Annotated in this window: 12 protein-coding genes and 5 tRNA genes; 3 read left to right on the top strand and 14 right to left on the bottom strand. The window is 69.8% G+C overall.

Annotated features, from left to right (window positions below; genetic code table 11):
- Nucleotides 1-94: 94 nt before the first annotated feature.
- The 3 genes from AC067M_RS15995 to leuC all read right to left on the bottom strand — a co-directional run bounded on the left by AC067M_RS15995 (nucleotide 95) and on the right by leuC (nucleotide 2641).
- Nucleotides 95-325 (bottom strand): SCO5555 family protein, encoded by a 231-nt coding sequence (locus AC067M_RS15995; protein WP_133930198.1) that lies wholly within the window; start codon nucleotides 323-325, stop codon nucleotides 95-97.
- Between the two features lie 285 nt (nucleotides 326-610).
- Nucleotides 611-1204 carry a 3-isopropylmalate dehydratase small subunit gene (gene leuD, locus AC067M_RS15990; RefSeq protein WP_478697600.1) on the bottom strand — a complete coding sequence of 198 codons (594 nt, stop codon included), beginning with the start codon at nucleotides 1202-1204 and terminating at the stop codon, nucleotides 611-613.
- 6 nt (nucleotides 1205-1210) lie between these two features.
- Nucleotides 1211-2641, bottom strand: coding sequence for a 3-isopropylmalate dehydratase large subunit (gene leuC, locus AC067M_RS15985; RefSeq protein WP_478697599.1), 1431 nt, complete (start codon nucleotides 2639-2641; stop codon nucleotides 1211-1213).
- 192 nt (nucleotides 2642-2833) lie between these two features.
- Between leuC and ndgR the strand changes: the two genes are divergently transcribed.
- A complete protein-coding gene (gene ndgR, locus AC067M_RS15980) occupies nucleotides 2834-3550 on the top strand; it encodes an IclR family transcriptional regulator NdgR (RefSeq protein WP_478697598.1) in 717 nt (238 codons plus the stop codon).
- A gap of 164 nt (nucleotides 3551-3714) precedes the next feature.
- On the opposite strand, the gene AC067M_RS15975 is transcribed toward ndgR, so the two are convergent.
- Nucleotides 3715-4224 carry a DUF4188 domain-containing protein gene (locus AC067M_RS15975; protein ID WP_478697597.1) on the bottom strand — a complete coding sequence of 170 codons (510 nt, stop codon included), beginning with the start codon at nucleotides 4222-4224 and terminating at the stop codon, nucleotides 3715-3717.
- 86 nt (nucleotides 4225-4310) lie between these two features.
- Here AC067M_RS15975 and AC067M_RS15970 point away from each other — a divergent pair, with 86 nt between their 5' ends.
- Nucleotides 4311-4955, top strand: a complete 645-nt coding sequence (locus tag AC067M_RS15970) for a MerR family transcriptional regulator (protein WP_478697596.1) — start codon at nucleotides 4311-4313, stop codon at nucleotides 4953-4955.
- Between the two features lie 42 nt (nucleotides 4956-4997).
- Here AC067M_RS15970 and AC067M_RS15965 read toward each other — a convergent pair.
- The 10 genes from AC067M_RS15965 to AC067M_RS15920 all read right to left on the bottom strand — a co-directional run bounded on the left by AC067M_RS15965 (nucleotide 4998) and on the right by AC067M_RS15920 (nucleotide 10237).
- Nucleotides 4998-5070, bottom strand: a tRNA-Glu gene (locus AC067M_RS15965).
- Between the two features lie 28 nt (nucleotides 5071-5098).
- Nucleotides 5099-5170, bottom strand: a tRNA-Gln gene (locus AC067M_RS15960).
- 19 nt (nucleotides 5171-5189) lie between these two features.
- A tRNA-Glu gene (locus AC067M_RS15955) sits at nucleotides 5190-5262 on the bottom strand.
- 29 nt (nucleotides 5263-5291) lie between these two features.
- A tRNA-Glu gene (locus tag AC067M_RS15950) sits at nucleotides 5292-5364 on the bottom strand.
- 22 nt (nucleotides 5365-5386) lie between these two features.
- Nucleotides 5387-5458 (bottom strand) — tRNA-Gln (locus AC067M_RS15945).
- Nucleotides 5459-5548: 90 nt separating this feature from the next.
- Nucleotides 5549-6280, bottom strand: a complete 732-nt coding sequence (locus AC067M_RS15940) for an HAD family hydrolase (protein ID WP_478697595.1) — start codon at nucleotides 6278-6280, stop codon at nucleotides 5549-5551.
- 101 nt (nucleotides 6281-6381) lie between these two features.
- Entirely contained in the window at nucleotides 6382-7299 is a 918-nt protein-coding gene (locus AC067M_RS15935) for a hypothetical protein (protein WP_478697594.1), read from the bottom strand.
- 283 nt (nucleotides 7300-7582) lie between these two features.
- Nucleotides 7583-9076 (bottom strand): glutamate--tRNA ligase, encoded by a 1494-nt coding sequence (gltX, locus tag AC067M_RS15930; RefSeq protein WP_478697593.1) that lies wholly within the window; start codon nucleotides 9074-9076, stop codon nucleotides 7583-7585.
- Complete coding sequence (locus AC067M_RS15925) at nucleotides 9069-9845, bottom strand: fumarylacetoacetate hydrolase family protein (protein ID WP_478697592.1); 777 nt, start codon at nucleotides 9843-9845, stop codon at nucleotides 9069-9071. The genes gltX and AC067M_RS15925 overlap by 8 nt, the downstream gene beginning before the upstream one ends.
- 203 nt (nucleotides 9846-10048) lie before the next feature.
- The gene (locus AC067M_RS15920) at nucleotides 10049-10237 is read right to left on the bottom strand and encodes a hypothetical protein (protein ID WP_478697591.1); all 189 of its coding nucleotides are present in this window, start codon (nucleotides 10235-10237) and stop codon (nucleotides 10049-10051) included.
- Nucleotides 10238-10838: 601 nt separating this feature from the next.
- Here AC067M_RS15920 and AC067M_RS15915 point away from each other — a divergent pair.
- Nucleotides 10839-14582 (top strand): sensor histidine kinase, encoded by a 3744-nt coding sequence (locus AC067M_RS15915; RefSeq protein WP_478697590.1) that lies wholly within the window; start codon nucleotides 10839-10841, stop codon nucleotides 14580-14582.
- Nucleotides 14583-14585: the final 3 nt, after the last annotated feature.

The raw sequence follows: 14585 nt of genomic DNA, 5'->3' as shown, positions 1-14585 counted from the left end.
CTTTTCGCACGTTAGGCAGATATATACCGCAAATCAAACACGAAACGGGCTAATCACCCGTTGCGCCGCAGCGAACGCGACGGTTCTGGTGTGTTCAGCGTTCCTCGTCGGGGATTCGTCCCTCGTCCAGGTCCTTCATGAACCGCTCCAGACGCCTTGTCGCATCGGCGAGATCGTGCTTGGCCGCGGCCGTAATGACCAGCAGCTTCCGGGTCAGCGCCATCCGTACGCCCTCCGGGACTTGCAGTGCGCGCACCCTTGCGTGCGCTTCCTTGAGTTGGACCGCGACTGCCGCATAGAGCTCGAGTTGGCCGTCGTGTTCCATGCACAGATTGTGCCATCTGGGGCGAGTTGTCGCCCGCTCAGGGTGCAACTCCTGCCTCTAACGGCCCTTTCGGCGCTGTCGGAAGTCACGTCCTCCACACTCGCGTACCCCGGCAACGGGGCCTCTAACGTGGGAAGTTGACTTGGCACGCGAGGGCGGGCGGGGCCGTTCGGGTGCAGAAACGGCTGTACCCCCGATCGGGCTGATCGGGGGTACAGCGGGGGTGTTGAGGTGGCCGAATCTGGACTTGCGCAGAGCGATCAAATGTCGCTCACGCCGGTCGGATCATGCCTGGAGCGTCCGCGGCTTGTAGGACGGGCGCTTGGCCTCGTACGCGGCGATGTCGTCCTCGTTCTTGAGCGTGATCGAGATGTCGTCCAGCCCGTTCAGCAGCCGCCAGCGGGAGTTCTCGTCCAGCTCGAAGGAGGCGGTGATGCCCTCGGCGAGCACCTCGCGGTTCTCCAGGTCGACCGTGATCACGGCCTGCGGGTCCTGCTCGGTGAGCTCCCACAGCGCGTCCACGATCTTCTGCTCGAGAACCACCGTGAGCAGGCCGTTCTTGAGCGAGTTGCCGCGGAAGATGTCGGCGAAGCGGGAGGAGATGACCGCCTTGAAGCCGTAGTTCTGCAGCGCCCAGACGGCGTGCTCACGGGAGGAGCCGGTGCCGAAGTCGGGGCCGGCGACCAGGACGGTCGCGCCCTGGCGCTCGGGCCGGTTGAGGATGAAGGACTCGTCCTTGCGCCAGGCCTCGAACAGCCCGTCCTCGAACCCGTCGCGCGTGACCTTCTTGAGCCAGTGAGCAGGGATGATCTGGTCGGTGTCGACGTTGCTGCGGCGCAGCGGGACGGCCCGGCCGGTGTGCTTGGTGAATGCTTCCATGACTGATCAGACTCCAGCGGGCGTACGGGTGGCGACGTCGGACAGGTCGGCCGGGGAGGCCAGGTGGCCCAGGACCGCCGTCGCGGCGGCGACCTGCGGCGACACCAGGTGCGTACGACCGCCCTTGCCCTGTCGGCCCTCGAAGTTGCGGTTGGAGGTGGACGCGGAGCGCTCACCCGGGGCCAGCTGGTCGGGGTTCATGCCCAGGCACATCGAGCAGCCCGCGTGCCGCCACTCGGCGCCGGCCTCCTTGAAGACGACGTCCAGGCCCTCGGAGACGGCCTGCAGACCGACCCGCGCGGAGCCGGGCACGACCAGCATCCGTACGCCGTCGGCGACTTTGCGGCCCTTGATCAGCTCGGCGGCGGCGCGCAGGTCCTCGATGCGGCCGTTGGTGCAGGAGCCTACGAAGACGGTGTCCACGTTGATGGAGCGCAGCGGCTGCCCGGCCTCCAACCCCATGTACTCCAGGGCCTTTTCGGCGGCGAAGCGCTCCGAAGCGTCTTCGTACGAAGCCGGGTCGGGGACGGACGCCGAAAGCGGCGCTCCCTGGCCGGGGTTGGTGCCCCAGGTGACGAACGGCGACAGCTCGGCGGCCTCGATGACGACCTCGGCGTCGAACTCGGCGTCCTCGTCCGTCTTCAGCGTCTTCCAGTACGCGACGGCGGCGTCCCAGTCCTCGCCCTGCGGGGCGTGGACGCGGCCCTTGAGGTACGCGAAGGTCGTCTCGTCGGGGGCGATCATGCCCGCGCGGGCGCCGGCCTCGATCGACATGTTGCAGATGGTCATCCGGGCCTCCATCGAGAGCTTCTCGATGGCCTCGCCGCGGTACTCCAGGACGTAGCCCTGACCGCCGCCCGTACCGATCTTGGCGATGATCGCCAGGATCAGGTCCTTGGCGGTGACGCCCTCGGGCAGTTCGCCGTTGACGGTGATGGCCATGGTCTTGGGCCGGGCCATCGGCAGCGTCTGCGTGGCCAGCACGTGCTCGACCTGGGAGGTGCCGATACCGAAGGCCAGACCGCCGAAGGCGCCGTGCGTGGAGGTGTGGGAGTCGCCGCACACGACGGTCATGCCCGGCTGGGTCAGACCCAGCTGCGGTCCCACGACGTGGACGACGCCCTGCTCGACGTCGCCCAGCGGGTGCAGGCGGACGCCGAACTCGGCGCAGTTCTTGCGCAGCGTCTCCAGCTGGGCGCGGGAGACCGGGTCGGCGATCGGCTTGTCGATGTCGAGGGTCGGGGTGTTGTGGTCCTCGGTCGCGATGGTGAGGTCGAGGCGGCGGACCCGGCGACCGTTCTGACGCAGACCGTCGAAGGCCTGCGGGCTGGTCACCTCGTGCAGCAGGTGCAGATCGATGAAGAGGAGGTCGGGCTCGCCCTCGGCGCGCCGGACGACGTGGTCGTCCCAGACCTTCTCCGCGAGTGTCCTACCCATCGCTTTCCCTCCGGCCGGAAAAAGTGCACCGGCCACAACTAGAGATCTTGAGGAGACGGTTCCGCCCGCGCCCCAGTTTTCGGGCGTCCGCCACCGCGCCCGTCGGTCTGCGGGCCGCTGTGTATTCCAGGGTGGCGTGTTCCACGGAAAATTGAACTTGCGTTTCACAGAGTGAGACGTGAGTATCGTTGCATGGACAACAGTAGCGGCGTCGGCGTTCTGGACAAGGCGGCCCTCGTCCTGAGCGCTCTGGAGTCCGGTCCGGCCACCCTCGCGGGCTTGGTCGCGGCCACCGGACTGGCACGACCCACGGCCCACCGCCTGGCCGTGGCCCTGGAACACCACCGCATGGTGGCGCGCGACATGCAGGGCCGTTTCATTCTCGGCCCGCGTCTGGCCGAGCTGGCTGCGGCCGCCGGCGAGGACCGCCTCCTCGCGACCGCGGGACCGGTGCTCACCCACCTCCGTGACATCACGGGCGAGAGCGCGCAGCTCTACCGCCGCCAGGGCGACATGCGCATCTGTGTCGCCGCGGCGGAGCGCCTGTCCGGACTTCGGGACACGGTCCCGGTCGGCTCGACGCTCACCATGAAGGCCGGCTCGTCGGCACAGATCCTCATGGCCTGGGAGGAGCCCGAGCGCCTGCACCGCGGCCTGCAGGGCGCCCGCTTCACGGCGACGGCCCTGTCGGGCGTACGGCGCCGCGGCTGGGCCCAGTCCATCGGAGAGCGCGAGCCGGGCGTCGCGTCCGTCTCCGCGCCCGTCCGCGGCCCCTCCAACCGCGTCGTGGCCGCCGTCTCGGTCTCCGGCCCCATCGAACGCCTGACCCGCCACCCCGGCCGCATGCACGCCCAGGCAGTCATCGACGCCGCGACCCGCCTGTCGGAGGCCCTGCGCCGTACGGGCTGACGGTCACGACGAACACCGCCGGAAAGAGGCAGCCTCAACGCCGCGGCAGTCTCTTCCCGACGGTTCGGTGACCCACCCGGGTGGCGCGGGACCGTATCAATATGCGGCTCCGCCGCGTGGGCGCGATCAACCACGAACGGCCCGCCCCCCGCCCGGCACAACCCTCACGGCGCTTGTGCGTCTCCCCGGTACGCGAAGCGCTGCCGCGCCCGCCGCCCCCGACGCTCGATCGGCAACACCCCCGTGGCTGCCGCGAGGCCGAAGGGCGGCATGTCGGCGTAGATCGCCTCGTAGGACCCCTCAGTCACGACATACGTCTCGTGCCACAGCCCCACGTGCCCGCGCACCTTCCCCGCCCGCTCCTTGCGGTTGATGATCGACCACGCCCGGTGATGGAACATGTCGGGCGAGGCCGCGTACGCGTACAGCTTCTCCTTGGACTCCCAGTACTGGACGACGTAGTACGTCCGCGGTGAAGCCGTGAGCAGTACGCGCCCCAGCAGCCCCCGGTCCGGGTCCCGCGCGAGTTCCGCCAGCATGCGGAACATCGCCAGGAAGACCGGCACCCACTGGTGCACCGCCCAGAAGTGGTTGACGCGCATCCCGATCAGCAGGACCACCACATCCCCTTCGGCAGCCGCGGTCGTACGACCCAGCACCGGTTTCACGAACATGACAGTCCCCCGTTCCTGTCGGATAGCGGCACTATCCTCTGAGGCGATGCTTGGATAGTGGCACTTCCCAAGGAGAGGCGCAAGAGATGCGGCTGGCGGAGCTGAGTGAGCGCAGCGGGGTGTCCACGGCGACGATCAAGTACTACCTGCGCGAAGGGCTGTTGACGCCCGGCCGCCAGATCAACACGACCACCGCCGAGTACGACGAGGAGCATCTGCGCCGGCTCCGTCTGGTGCGCGCGATGATCCAGGTCGGCCGGGTCCCGGTGGCGACGGTCCGCGAGGTGCTCGGGCACGTCGACGACGACTCCCTGGGCCGTACCGTCCGCCTCGGCGCCGCGCTGTGGGCGTTGCCGCAGATTCCCGAGCCGGACGCGGAGGACGAGTACGTCCGGACCGCGCACGAGGAGACGGAGGAGCTGCTGGAGACGCTGGGCTGGTCGAACGCCAAGGCGCTGGTCACCATCTCGCCCGCCTACCGCTCGCTGGTGGTGGCGGTGGCCGCGATGCGCCGGCTCGGCTACGACTGGAGTCCCGAACTCCTCTCCTCCTACGCCCGGTTGATGCACCAGGCGGCCGTTCTCGACCTGGATTTCATGGAGACGTTTCCGACGGAGGCCGAGAAGGTCGAGATCGCGGTTCTGGGAGCGGTCCTCGTCCAGCCGATGCTTCAGTCGCTGCACCGGCTGGCGCAGGAGGAGGAGTCGGCGCGGAGATACGGCTTCGAGTAACGGCGAAGGCCCTCCACCGAAGTGGAGGGCCTTCCCTGTGCGTACCCCCGACCGGATTCGAACCGGCGCTACCGCCTTGAGAGGGCGGCGTGCTAGGCCGCTACACAACGGGGGCCTGGACTCTGCGTTTCCGCAGGTCCGAGCTGGTCTACCTGGACTCGAACCAAGACTAACTGAACCAGAATCAGTCGTGCTGCCAATTACACCATAGACCAATGTGGTTTAGACCAGTCGTACCCCCGACCGGATTCGAACCGGCGCTACCGCCTTGAGAGGGCGGCGTGCTAGGCCGCTACACAACGGGGGCCCTAGCGATCCCGAGTTGATCGAGATCAGTACCCCCGACCGGATTCGAACCGGCGCTACTGCCTTGAGAGGGCAGCGTGCTAGGCCGCTACACAACGGGGGCGGGTGCAGATGAGCTCTGCGAGCTGGCCTACCTGGACTCGAACCAAGACTAACTGAACCAGAATCAGTCGTGCTGCCAATTACACCATAGGCCACTGGAACGCAAGCCCCTGAGGGGATCTTGTTCTAGTTTGCACCTCCGGTCCCGGCCTTTCGGCCCGCTCTCCGGCGGCGCAGGAAGAACATTACCCGAAGGTGGACGGGGCTCCAAAACGACTATCCGTGCCGAGGATCGCGGGGAGTTCGGCGAGGGTGGCGATCCGGTGCGGTCCGCCGGGGGCGTCGACGCAGGTGTACGCGCCGTCACGGTCGATCCACACCGACAACAGCCCGGCCTCCGCGGCACCCCGCCCGTCGATCTCCGGGTGATCGCCGACGTACGCCACCTGGTGCGGGGCGAGCTCCAGCGCGGTGCAGGCGGCGTGGAAGGCGCCGGCCTGCGGCTTGGAGACGCCGAGCTCGGCCGCGCACAGGACGGCCTCGAACCGGTCGTACACGCCGAGCACGCGCAGCTTGCGGTCCTGGACGTGGATGCTGGAGTTGGACAGCACCGCGTGCCGGTGGCTGGCCGCGAGGGCGTCCAGGACCGGCAGGACGTCCGGGAAGAGGGTCCAGGCGGTCTCGTAGTGCCCGATGTACCGCTCGAACCAGGCGTCGGCCTCGGCGTCGGTCAGCTCCTCGCCGAGGAACACCCGCACCCGGTCGCGGCGCTGTCCCTGGAAGGTCGCCTCCCCCGCGGAGAACCGCGCCCACTGGGCGTCGGTGATCGCCCGCCAGCGCGCGATGGCCTGCTCGACGCTGTCGTACCCGTCGAGCAGGTCCTCGGCCAGCAGGTGCGCGCGCATGCCCACACGGTCCGCGGTGGTGTAGTCGAAAAGGGTGTCGTCGACGTCCCAGACCACGGCCCGAATGCTCATGGTCCGACGGTAACCCGGACGGCGGGAGCCTGTCCGTCAGTTGACCGTGGTCGTGCCGGTCGTGGTGAGGGCGGGACCCTCGTTGTCGCGCGGCTCGGCGGTCAGTTTCCAGGTGTACGTGCCGGTGACGCGGCGGCCTCGCCCCCGTAGCCGTCCCAGGCGGCGCGGACGGCGGCCCCCTTGGTGCTGCCGGTGAGGGTGCGGGCCACCGTGCCGCCGCTGTTGCTCAGGGTGAGCGTCCAGGTGGCGGGCTTGTTGAGCTGCCAGACGGGCTGCCCGGGTTTCGCCTTCGTCGGGCCGCCCGGCACGGCGTCGGTCTGGGACTCCATCTGCGCGAGCGCCGAGGCGGGGACGCCGCTGGGGACGATCGAGACCTCTCCGTACGTGCCGTTGAGGTAGGCGATGTGGCCGCCGAAGCGGTCGACGGCCCAGCGGCCGTTGCTGCCTCCGGTGTTCTGGTCCGCGGTGGGCAGCTTGACCAGCGTGCGGGTGGCCGCCGTTCCGGTGTGGAAGTCGGTGAGCAGCAGTTCGTGGGTGGTGCGGTTCTCGCGGAGCAGGAAGCCGTCGGCGAGGCGGGCCGGGCCGTTGTCGGCCGGGACCGTGATCCTTCGGCTGGTCGCCCGGTCGTAGACGCCCGCGGTGGAGCCGCAGGACCAGTACAGCCAGGTGTTGACGGCCTGGATGTCGGTCGGGGTGCGGGCGGCGCCCGTGGCGACGGTGGCGACCGTCTGGGTGCGGCGCGCAGCACGTGCAGGGCACTGCTGGTGTCCCGGGTGAGCACGCTCCAGCCTGCGGCGCCCCGGTAGGTATGGCCGGGCGGGATCGTGAGGGTGACGGTCACGCCCGTGGAGAGGTGTTTCTGCGTGACGGTGGAACCGCTCACGGTGGTCACGACGTCGGTGCCGGTGGCCAGGTCGTCCGGCCCGGGGTGTGCGGGCGGGACGAAGTCCGGGTAGCCGACCCAGGTGGTGGTGCCGCCGACGGCCGGGGCGTACCGGAATCCGGACGCGTCCGCCCACGTGTACCTGATCTCCTGCCGCTTCTCCGAGCTGAGCCGGATCGTGCCCACTGGCGATCCCGCGGCCTGCGCGGGCGCGACCGGCAGGGCGCACGTCAGGGCCACCGCCCCGCTGAGGGCCACCTTGGCAAGTCTTCGTGGCTGCACACGCACCTCATGTGCACGGGGGAATCCAACATGCCCTCAGCAAGCGGCAGTTGACCGGTGGGGTGAACTCCGGGTGACGGCTGGATGGACACGCGAAGGGCGGCGCCGGAACCGGACGCCGCCCTTGCGTGAACGCGCTACGCGGCCAGCTTCGCCAGCGCCGCGTCGATGCGCGCCAGCGTCTTCTCCTTGCCCAGGACCTCGAGGGACTCGAAGAGGGGCAGACCGACCGTGCGGCCGGTGACGGCCACGCGGACCGGGGCCTGGGCCTTGCCGAGCTTGAGACCGTGTGCCTCACCGGCGGCCAGGACGGCCTCCTTCAGCGACTCCGGGGAGGCCCAGTCGGCCGCGTCCAGCTTCTCGCGGGCCGTGAGCAGGAGCGCGTCCGAGCCTTCCTTCATGGCCTTCGTCCAGCTCGCGTCGTCCTCCACCGGCTCCGGCAGGAACAGGAAGTCGACGTTGTCCGTGATCTCGGCGAGGACCTTCAGGCGGGTCTGGGCGTGCGGGGCGATCGCCTGCCACTTGGTCTCGTCGAAGTCCTCCGGCGCCCATGTGGCGAACGGGGCCTTCAGCCACGGGCGGCAGCGCTCGGTGAAGTCCTTCACATCGAGCAGCCGGATGTGGTCGGCGTTGATCGCCTCGCACTTCTTGAGATCGAAGCGGGCCGGGTTGGGGTTCACGTCCTTGATGTCGAAGGCCGCGACCATCTCGTCCATCGTGAAGATGTCCTGGTCGGCGGAGAGCGACCAGCCAAGGAGCGAGAGGTAGTTGAGCAGGCCCTCCGGCAGGAAGCCGCGCTCCCGGTAGAGGTTCAGCGACGACTGCGGGTCGCGCTTCGACAGCTTCTTGTTGCCCTCGCCCATCACGTACGGCAGATGCCCGAACTCCGGGGTCCTCTTGGCGATGCCCAGCTCGGTCAGCGCCTTGTACAGGGCGATCTGGCGGGGGGTGGAGGAGAGCAGGTCCTCGCCGCGCAGGACGTGGGTGATCTCCATCAGGGCGTCGTCGACCGGGTTGACGAGCGTGTAGAGAGGCGCGCCGTTGGCGCGGACGATCCCGTAGTCCGGGACGTTCTCCGGGGTGAAGGTCAGCTCGCCGCGGACCAGGTCCGTGAAGGTGATCGTCTCGTCGGGCATGCGGAACCGGACGATGGGCGTGCGGCCCTGGGCCTGGTAGTCCTCGACCTGCTCGGCGCTCAGGTCGCGGCAGTGGCCGTCGTAGCCGGAGGGCTTGCCGGCGGCACGGGCGGCCTCGCGGCGGGTGTCCAGCTCCTCCTGGGAGCAGTAGCAGTGGTAGGCGTACCCGCCGTCCAGGAGCTTGGCGGCGACGTCCTTGTAGAGGTCCATGCGCTGCGACTGGCGGTACGGCGCGTGGGGGCCGCCCACCTCCGGGCCCTCGTCCCAGTCGAAGCCCAGCCAGCGCATCGCGTCGAGCAGCTGCTCGTAGGACTCCTCGGAGTCGCGGGCCGCGTCGGTGTCCTCGATGCGGAATACGAACTGAGCACCGCTGCCCTGGTGGTGCTTGGCGAACGCCCAGTTGAACAGGGCGGTGCGGACCAGGCCCACGTGGGGGTTACCGGTGGGCGACGGACAGAAACGGACGCGTACGGGGGAGCCGGGTGCGCTAGCCACGCTTGACAACCTTGTTGGTGAGAGTGCCGATGCCTTCGATGGTGACGGCGACCTCGTCGCCGACGTTGAGGGGGCCGACCCCTGCCGGGGTGCCCGTGAGGATCACGTCGCCGGGGAGCAGCGTCATGGCCTCGGTGATGTTGACGATCAGGTCCTCGATGGAGTGGATCATCTCGCTGGTGCGGCCGAGCTGACGCTGCTGGCCGTTGACCGTGAGCTGGATGGTCACGTCCGAGGGGTCCAGGTCGGTCTCCACCCACGGGCCGAGCGGGCAGGAGGTGTCGAAGCCCTTGGCTCTGGCCCACTGCTTCTCGCGCTTCTGCACGTCGCGGGCGGTGACGTCGTTGGCGCAGGTGTAGCCGAAGATCACGTCCTTGACGCGCTCGCGGGGGACCTCGCGGCACATGCGGCCGATGACCACGGCCAGCTCGGCCTCGTGGTGGAGCTCCTCGGAGAAGGACGGGTACTGGATCTCGTCACCGGAGCCGATGACCGAGGTGGCGGGCTTGAAGAAGGCGAACGGGGCGTCGGGCACCTCGTTGCCCAGCTCCCGCGCGTGTTCGGCGTAGTTGCGGCCGAAGGCGACGACCTTGTTGGGGAGCACCGGCGGCAGGAGCCTGACCTTGCTCAGCGGGACCTTCGTACCGGAGAGCTCGTGGTCCGCGAACGGGATGCCCTTGATGATGTCGAGGACGAGCTCGTCCTGCTTTTCGCCCTCGACCGCGCCGAAGGCGACGTTCCCGTCGATGGAGAACCTGGCGATGCGCACGGGTTGTATGGCCCCTTGACTGAGCTGGCTGGAGTCTGACGGTCCAGGCTAACGCGGCAGGGGGGCCGTGCCCCGCGCATTACACGGGGGTGCCTCCCCGGCGGGAGGGCGTGCCCGGGACGGAGGAAGGGCGCCCCCGCGGTCGGGGGCGCCCTTGATCTCCGTATCGGGCCGCCTTGAGCGTTTGGCGGCCCGGGTGCGTACTACTGCGCGGAGGCGGCCGCGACCGGGGCCTCCATGAGGACGGTGCGCCTGGGATTGGCGGTCTGGGAGGGGAGGTCGACGGAGTGCTCCGGCTGTTCCGGCGTCTGCAGCGCGTCGGCGTCCTCGAGGTGGACCAGCGTCGTGCGTCGCGGGTTGGCTATGGTGCGGAACATCGTCGTCGTCTTCACGGTTGTAATGACCCTGTCGTGTTCGGGCGCGTGGAGGGTCCAGGGACCTTCGCTTCAGCGCGGGTTGTCGGATTTGCCATCTCTGTAAAGCCTCAGGCTAAACATGCGATTCCCCGGGAAGACGTGACGGCCCCATGATCAGCATGTGAGTTTCCTCACGAATCCTCGACCAAAGCGGTCAAATCAGGCCCTCAACTGACCACTGCAAAACGGACATTGACACCCTGAATGCGTCATTCCGCTCCTGATCATGGCGACTGGGACACGCGCCGGGTCGAGTCGGTATGCTGCCATACGTCCTTTATGGACGAGATCGGCTTCTACGGTTCGTAACATACCTCTCACGCGGTGTCACGGATGTCACAGCCTGGCCAACTGGCCTTGTTGGAGATCCTGCACTGTGCTGGAATCTCACGGACCGCCGCAGGATCGAGCCGGCGCGCAGGGGGCGCTCAGCAGCGCCGAGTGGCGGCGAGATAGGGGGAGCCAGCGCCGGTCACTCAAGACCACCCGGGGAGCGCATTCAGGGCGCCCCCCAACACGCCGACACCCGTCCTTCCGTTCACGCGGAGGGGCGCCTGGTCCAGAGGTTGCGACGCTAGTGCAGGGACGTTTCAAGAGGGATGGCAGTGCTTCGGCGGAGCCGGAGCCGCATGGCGGGACCGACCGCGGTTCCTCGCCCCAGCACGCCCAGAACCCGGGTCCGGCCCCGACCGGTGACAGCGGCGAGCGCAAGGGTCGCTCCGGCGCGCCCACGTCACCGACCCCCTCGGCACCGACGGTCAAGGCGCCCGTGGGCCCGACTGGCCCCGGTTCGCGAATAGCTCTGCGCAACTGGCGCATCTCCACGCGTCTGGTGGCGCTGCTCACGCTGCCCGTGGTCGCGGCGACCACCCTGGGCGCGATTCGCATCAACCAGTCCATGGACGACATCCAGCAGCTCGACAACATGAAGCTGCTGACGGACATGACCAAGCAGGCCACCGCACTGGCCACCGCGCTCCAGGAGGAGCGCGACCAGTCGGCCGGTCCGCTGGCGCACGGCTCGACGTCGACGAAGTACACGATCAAGGGGTACCGGGACAAGACCGACCGGGCCGCCGACAACTTCATCAACGCCTCCGAGGAGATCGACGCCTCCAGCAAGGACGGCAACCTCCAGGGCGTCCGCGAGAGCCTCGTCGGCCTCGTCGGTGAGATCGGCGACATCGCGAAGTTCCGCAACACCGCCTACCAGGCCAAGGGCAACTCCACGCAGACGGTCGAGTCGTACCACCGGCTCATCACCCACCTGCTGGAACTCTCCCAGGACATGGCCGAGGCCACCAGCAACCCGGAGATGATCAGCCGCACGCGTGCGCTGGCCGCGTTCTCCTCCGCCAAGGAGTACGCGTCCATCCAGCGCGCGGTCCTCGCGGCGGCGCTGCCCGCCAGCAACACCACCTACGGCAACCTCTCCGACAACGACCGGCTCTACGCCGAGTCGGCCCTGGAGAGCGAGGAGTCCGAGCTCTCCAGCTTCCGCAGCATCTACGGCGACGACGGCGCCGAGGAACTGCTCAAGCCCATCGAAGACGGCAACCCGACCATCGAGGCCGCCGACACCTACGCGACCCGTGCCTTCGCCCAGGGCGGTCTGCAGTCGCTGGACAAGCGGTCGTACAAGGACTGGGTCGACGACGCCTCGACCAAGATCGAGGAGATGCAGAAGATCGAGCACACGCTGCTCGACGACATGGAGCAGAAGGCGCGCGAGCTGCGCAGCGAGTCGGAGCGCGAAGCGATCATCTCCGGTGCGCTGATCCTGCTCGTGCTCGGCGTCTCGCTGGTCGGCGCGTTCGTCGTGGCCCGCTCCATGATCCGCTCGCTGCGCCGCCTCCAGGAGACCGCCACCAAGGTCGCCCAGGACCGTCTGCCCGAGCTGGTCAAGCAGCTGTCGGAGTCGGACCCGCAGGACGTGGACACCTCCGTCGAGTCCGTCGGTGTGCACTCCCGGGACGAGATCGGCCAGGTGGCCGCGGCCTTCGACGACGTGCACCGCGAGGCGGTCCGCCTCGCCGCCGAGCAGGCCCTCCTGCGGGGCAACGTCAACGCGATGTTCACCAACCTCTCGCGCCGCTCACAGGGCCTCATCCAGCGTCAGCTGTCGCTCATCTCCGAACTGGAGTCCCGCGAGGCCGACCCGGACCAGCTGTCCTCGCTGTTCAAGCTCGACCACCTCGCCACCCGCATGCGCCGTAACGGTGAGAACCTCCTCGTCCTCGCCGGTGAAGAGCCCGGCCGTCGCTGGACCCGCCCGGTCCCGCTGGTCGACGTGCTCCGCGCCGCCGCGTCCGAGGTGGAGCAGTACGAGCGCATCGAGCTGGCCGCCGTGCCGACCACCGAAGTGGCCGGCCGGGTCGTCAACGACCTCGTGCACCTGCTCGCCGAGCTGCTCGAGAACGCCACCTCCTTCTCCTCGCCGCAGACCAAGGTCAAGGTCACCGGTCACGCGCTGCCCGACGGCCGCGTCCTGATCGAGATCCACGACACCGGTATCGGCCTCTCCCCCGAGGACCTCGCGGCGATCAACGAGCGGCTCGCCTCGCCGCCCACCGTGGACGTCTCCGTCTCCCGACGCATGGGCCTCTTCGTGGTCGGTCGTCTGTCGCAGCGCCACGGCATCCGCATCCAGCTGCGCCCGTCCGACTCCGGTGGCACGACCGCGCTGGTCATGCTGCCCGTCGACGTCGCCCAGGGCGGCAAGAAGCCGCAGCCCAAGCCCGGTCAGGGCGGCGTGTCCGGCGGTCCGGCCGCTGCGCAGGCCGCCGCCGGCGCGGCCGCGGCCCGTCGCCAGGCCGGTCAGGCCGGTGGTGGTGCCTTCGGCGGCGGTGCGCCGGGCGGTGCCCTCGGTGGCGCTCCCGCCTCCGGCGGTGGTCTTCTCGGCGCCGGTCAGGGCCCGCGGGCCGCGCTGCCCGGCGCGGGCCAGGGCGGCCGTCCGGGCGCCCCGCGCGGACCCCAGACCCCGCCGCAGCAGGGCCGTCCGGCTCCGGCCGGCACGGGCGCCTTCGGCCAGGCGCCGGGTGCGCCGCAGGGCCTGCAGGCGGCCGGTACCGGTGGGTCGGGCCAGGACGCCTTCGCGCCCCGCAACCCCGTCTCCCCGCAGCGCCCCGGCAACGACGGCGAGCAGCAGCAGGGCGGCCGTACGCGCCGTCGGCCGCAGCTCCCCGGCCGCGGTGGGCCGCGCGCCGAGCTGCCGGGCGGCGACCAGCAGCAGCCCCGCACGCCCAGCTGGGGCGACGAGAACGCGCAGCCGCCGGTGCCGCGCGCCTCGCTGGACGCCCCGCGCGGCCACGAGGAGCCGGACGTCTCGCAGACCGCGCCGATGCCCCGCATCGACGACCGGCAGGGCCCGGGCGCGACCTCCGAGTTCCCCGCGGTCCCCCGGCTCGACGACCGACAGGGCCCCAACGCCCGCCAGGACTTCAACCGCCCGGGTACGAGCGCGCCGCAGGGCACGGGCCAGTTCCCGCGCCCCGACGCCGACGCCCCGCGTCCGGCGGTGAACGGTTCGCAGGACAGCGGCCAGTTCGTCCGCAACGACATCTTCGGGACTTCGGGCGGCACGGGCCAGTTCCCGGCTTCGCAGGGCTACGACAACGGCTCCACGGGCCAGTTCCCCGCGCCGGGCCGCGACAACTCGTCCACGGGTCAGCAGGCGACGGGCTACGACGCCTCCGCCACCGGCCAGCACTCCCTGCCCGGCCGCCAGAACCCCGCCTCCACCGGGCAGTTCGAGCGGCCCCAGGTCAACGGCTCCCGCGGCGGCTACGGCTACCCGCAGCCGCCGGCGCCGCAACAGCGGCCCGCCGCCCGCCCCGAGCCGGAGGCGCTGCCGCCGGCCTCGGGTCCCGGTGACGGCCGTACGCCGCTGTACGACACGCTGGAGACCAACTGGTTCCGCGGCCAGCAGCAGCCGGACAACGGCAACGGTTCGGCGCAGGCCCCGCAGCCGCCCGCCCCGGCCGCTCCCGCTCCGGCACCCGCCGCACCTCAACGTCCCGCCACACCCTCCGGCTGGCGGACATCGCCGAACGACGAACTCGTCCGGCAAGCCGAACGCGTCCGGCAGCCCGCCGCGGGTGGCATCACCACCTCCGGCCTGCCGCGTCGAGTACCCCGGGCCAACCTCGTCCCGGGCACGGCTCAGCAGCAACAGCACCAAACCGGTCCGCAGGTCTCGCGTGCGCCTGACGACGTTCGCGGCCGGCTGACCAATCTCCGTCGGGGTATCGCGCAGGGTCGCCAAGCCGGCAACGGCCAGACCGGAAGCTTCCCGAGCCCCACTCACCAGCAGGAGCGTTAGTTG

Source organism: Streptomyces sp. NPDC043427 (assembly GCF_056436655.1).
This window is presented reverse-complemented; position numbering and strand designations above follow the sequence as displayed.

What these genes read in the sequence shown, in the direction of transcription:
- AC067M_RS15995 (WP_133930198.1), bottom strand. Translation starts at nt 325, where the DNA reads ATGGAACACGACGGCCAACTCGAGCTCTATGCGGCAGTCGCGGTCCAA.
- leuD (WP_478697600.1), bottom strand. Translation starts at nt 1,204, where the DNA reads ATGGAAGCATTCACCAAGCACACCGGCCGGGCCGTCCCGCTGCGCCGC.
- leuC (WP_478697599.1), bottom strand. Translation starts at nt 2,641, where the DNA reads ATGGGTAGGACACTCGCGGAGAAGGTCTGGGACGACCACGTCGTCCGG.
- ndgR (WP_478697598.1), top strand. Translation starts at nt 2,834, where the DNA reads ATGGACAACAGTAGCGGCGTCGGCGTTCTGGACAAGGCGGCCCTCGTC.
- AC067M_RS15975 (WP_478697597.1), bottom strand. Translation starts at nt 4,224, where the DNA reads ATGTTCGTGAAACCGGTGCTGGGTCGTACGACCGCGGCTGCCGAAGGG.
- AC067M_RS15970 (WP_478697596.1), top strand. Translation starts at nt 4,311, where the DNA reads ATGCGGCTGGCGGAGCTGAGTGAGCGCAGCGGGGTGTCCACGGCGACG.
- AC067M_RS15940 (WP_478697595.1), bottom strand. Translation starts at nt 6,280, where the DNA reads ATGAGCATTCGGGCCGTGGTCTGGGACGTCGACGACACCCTTTTCGAC.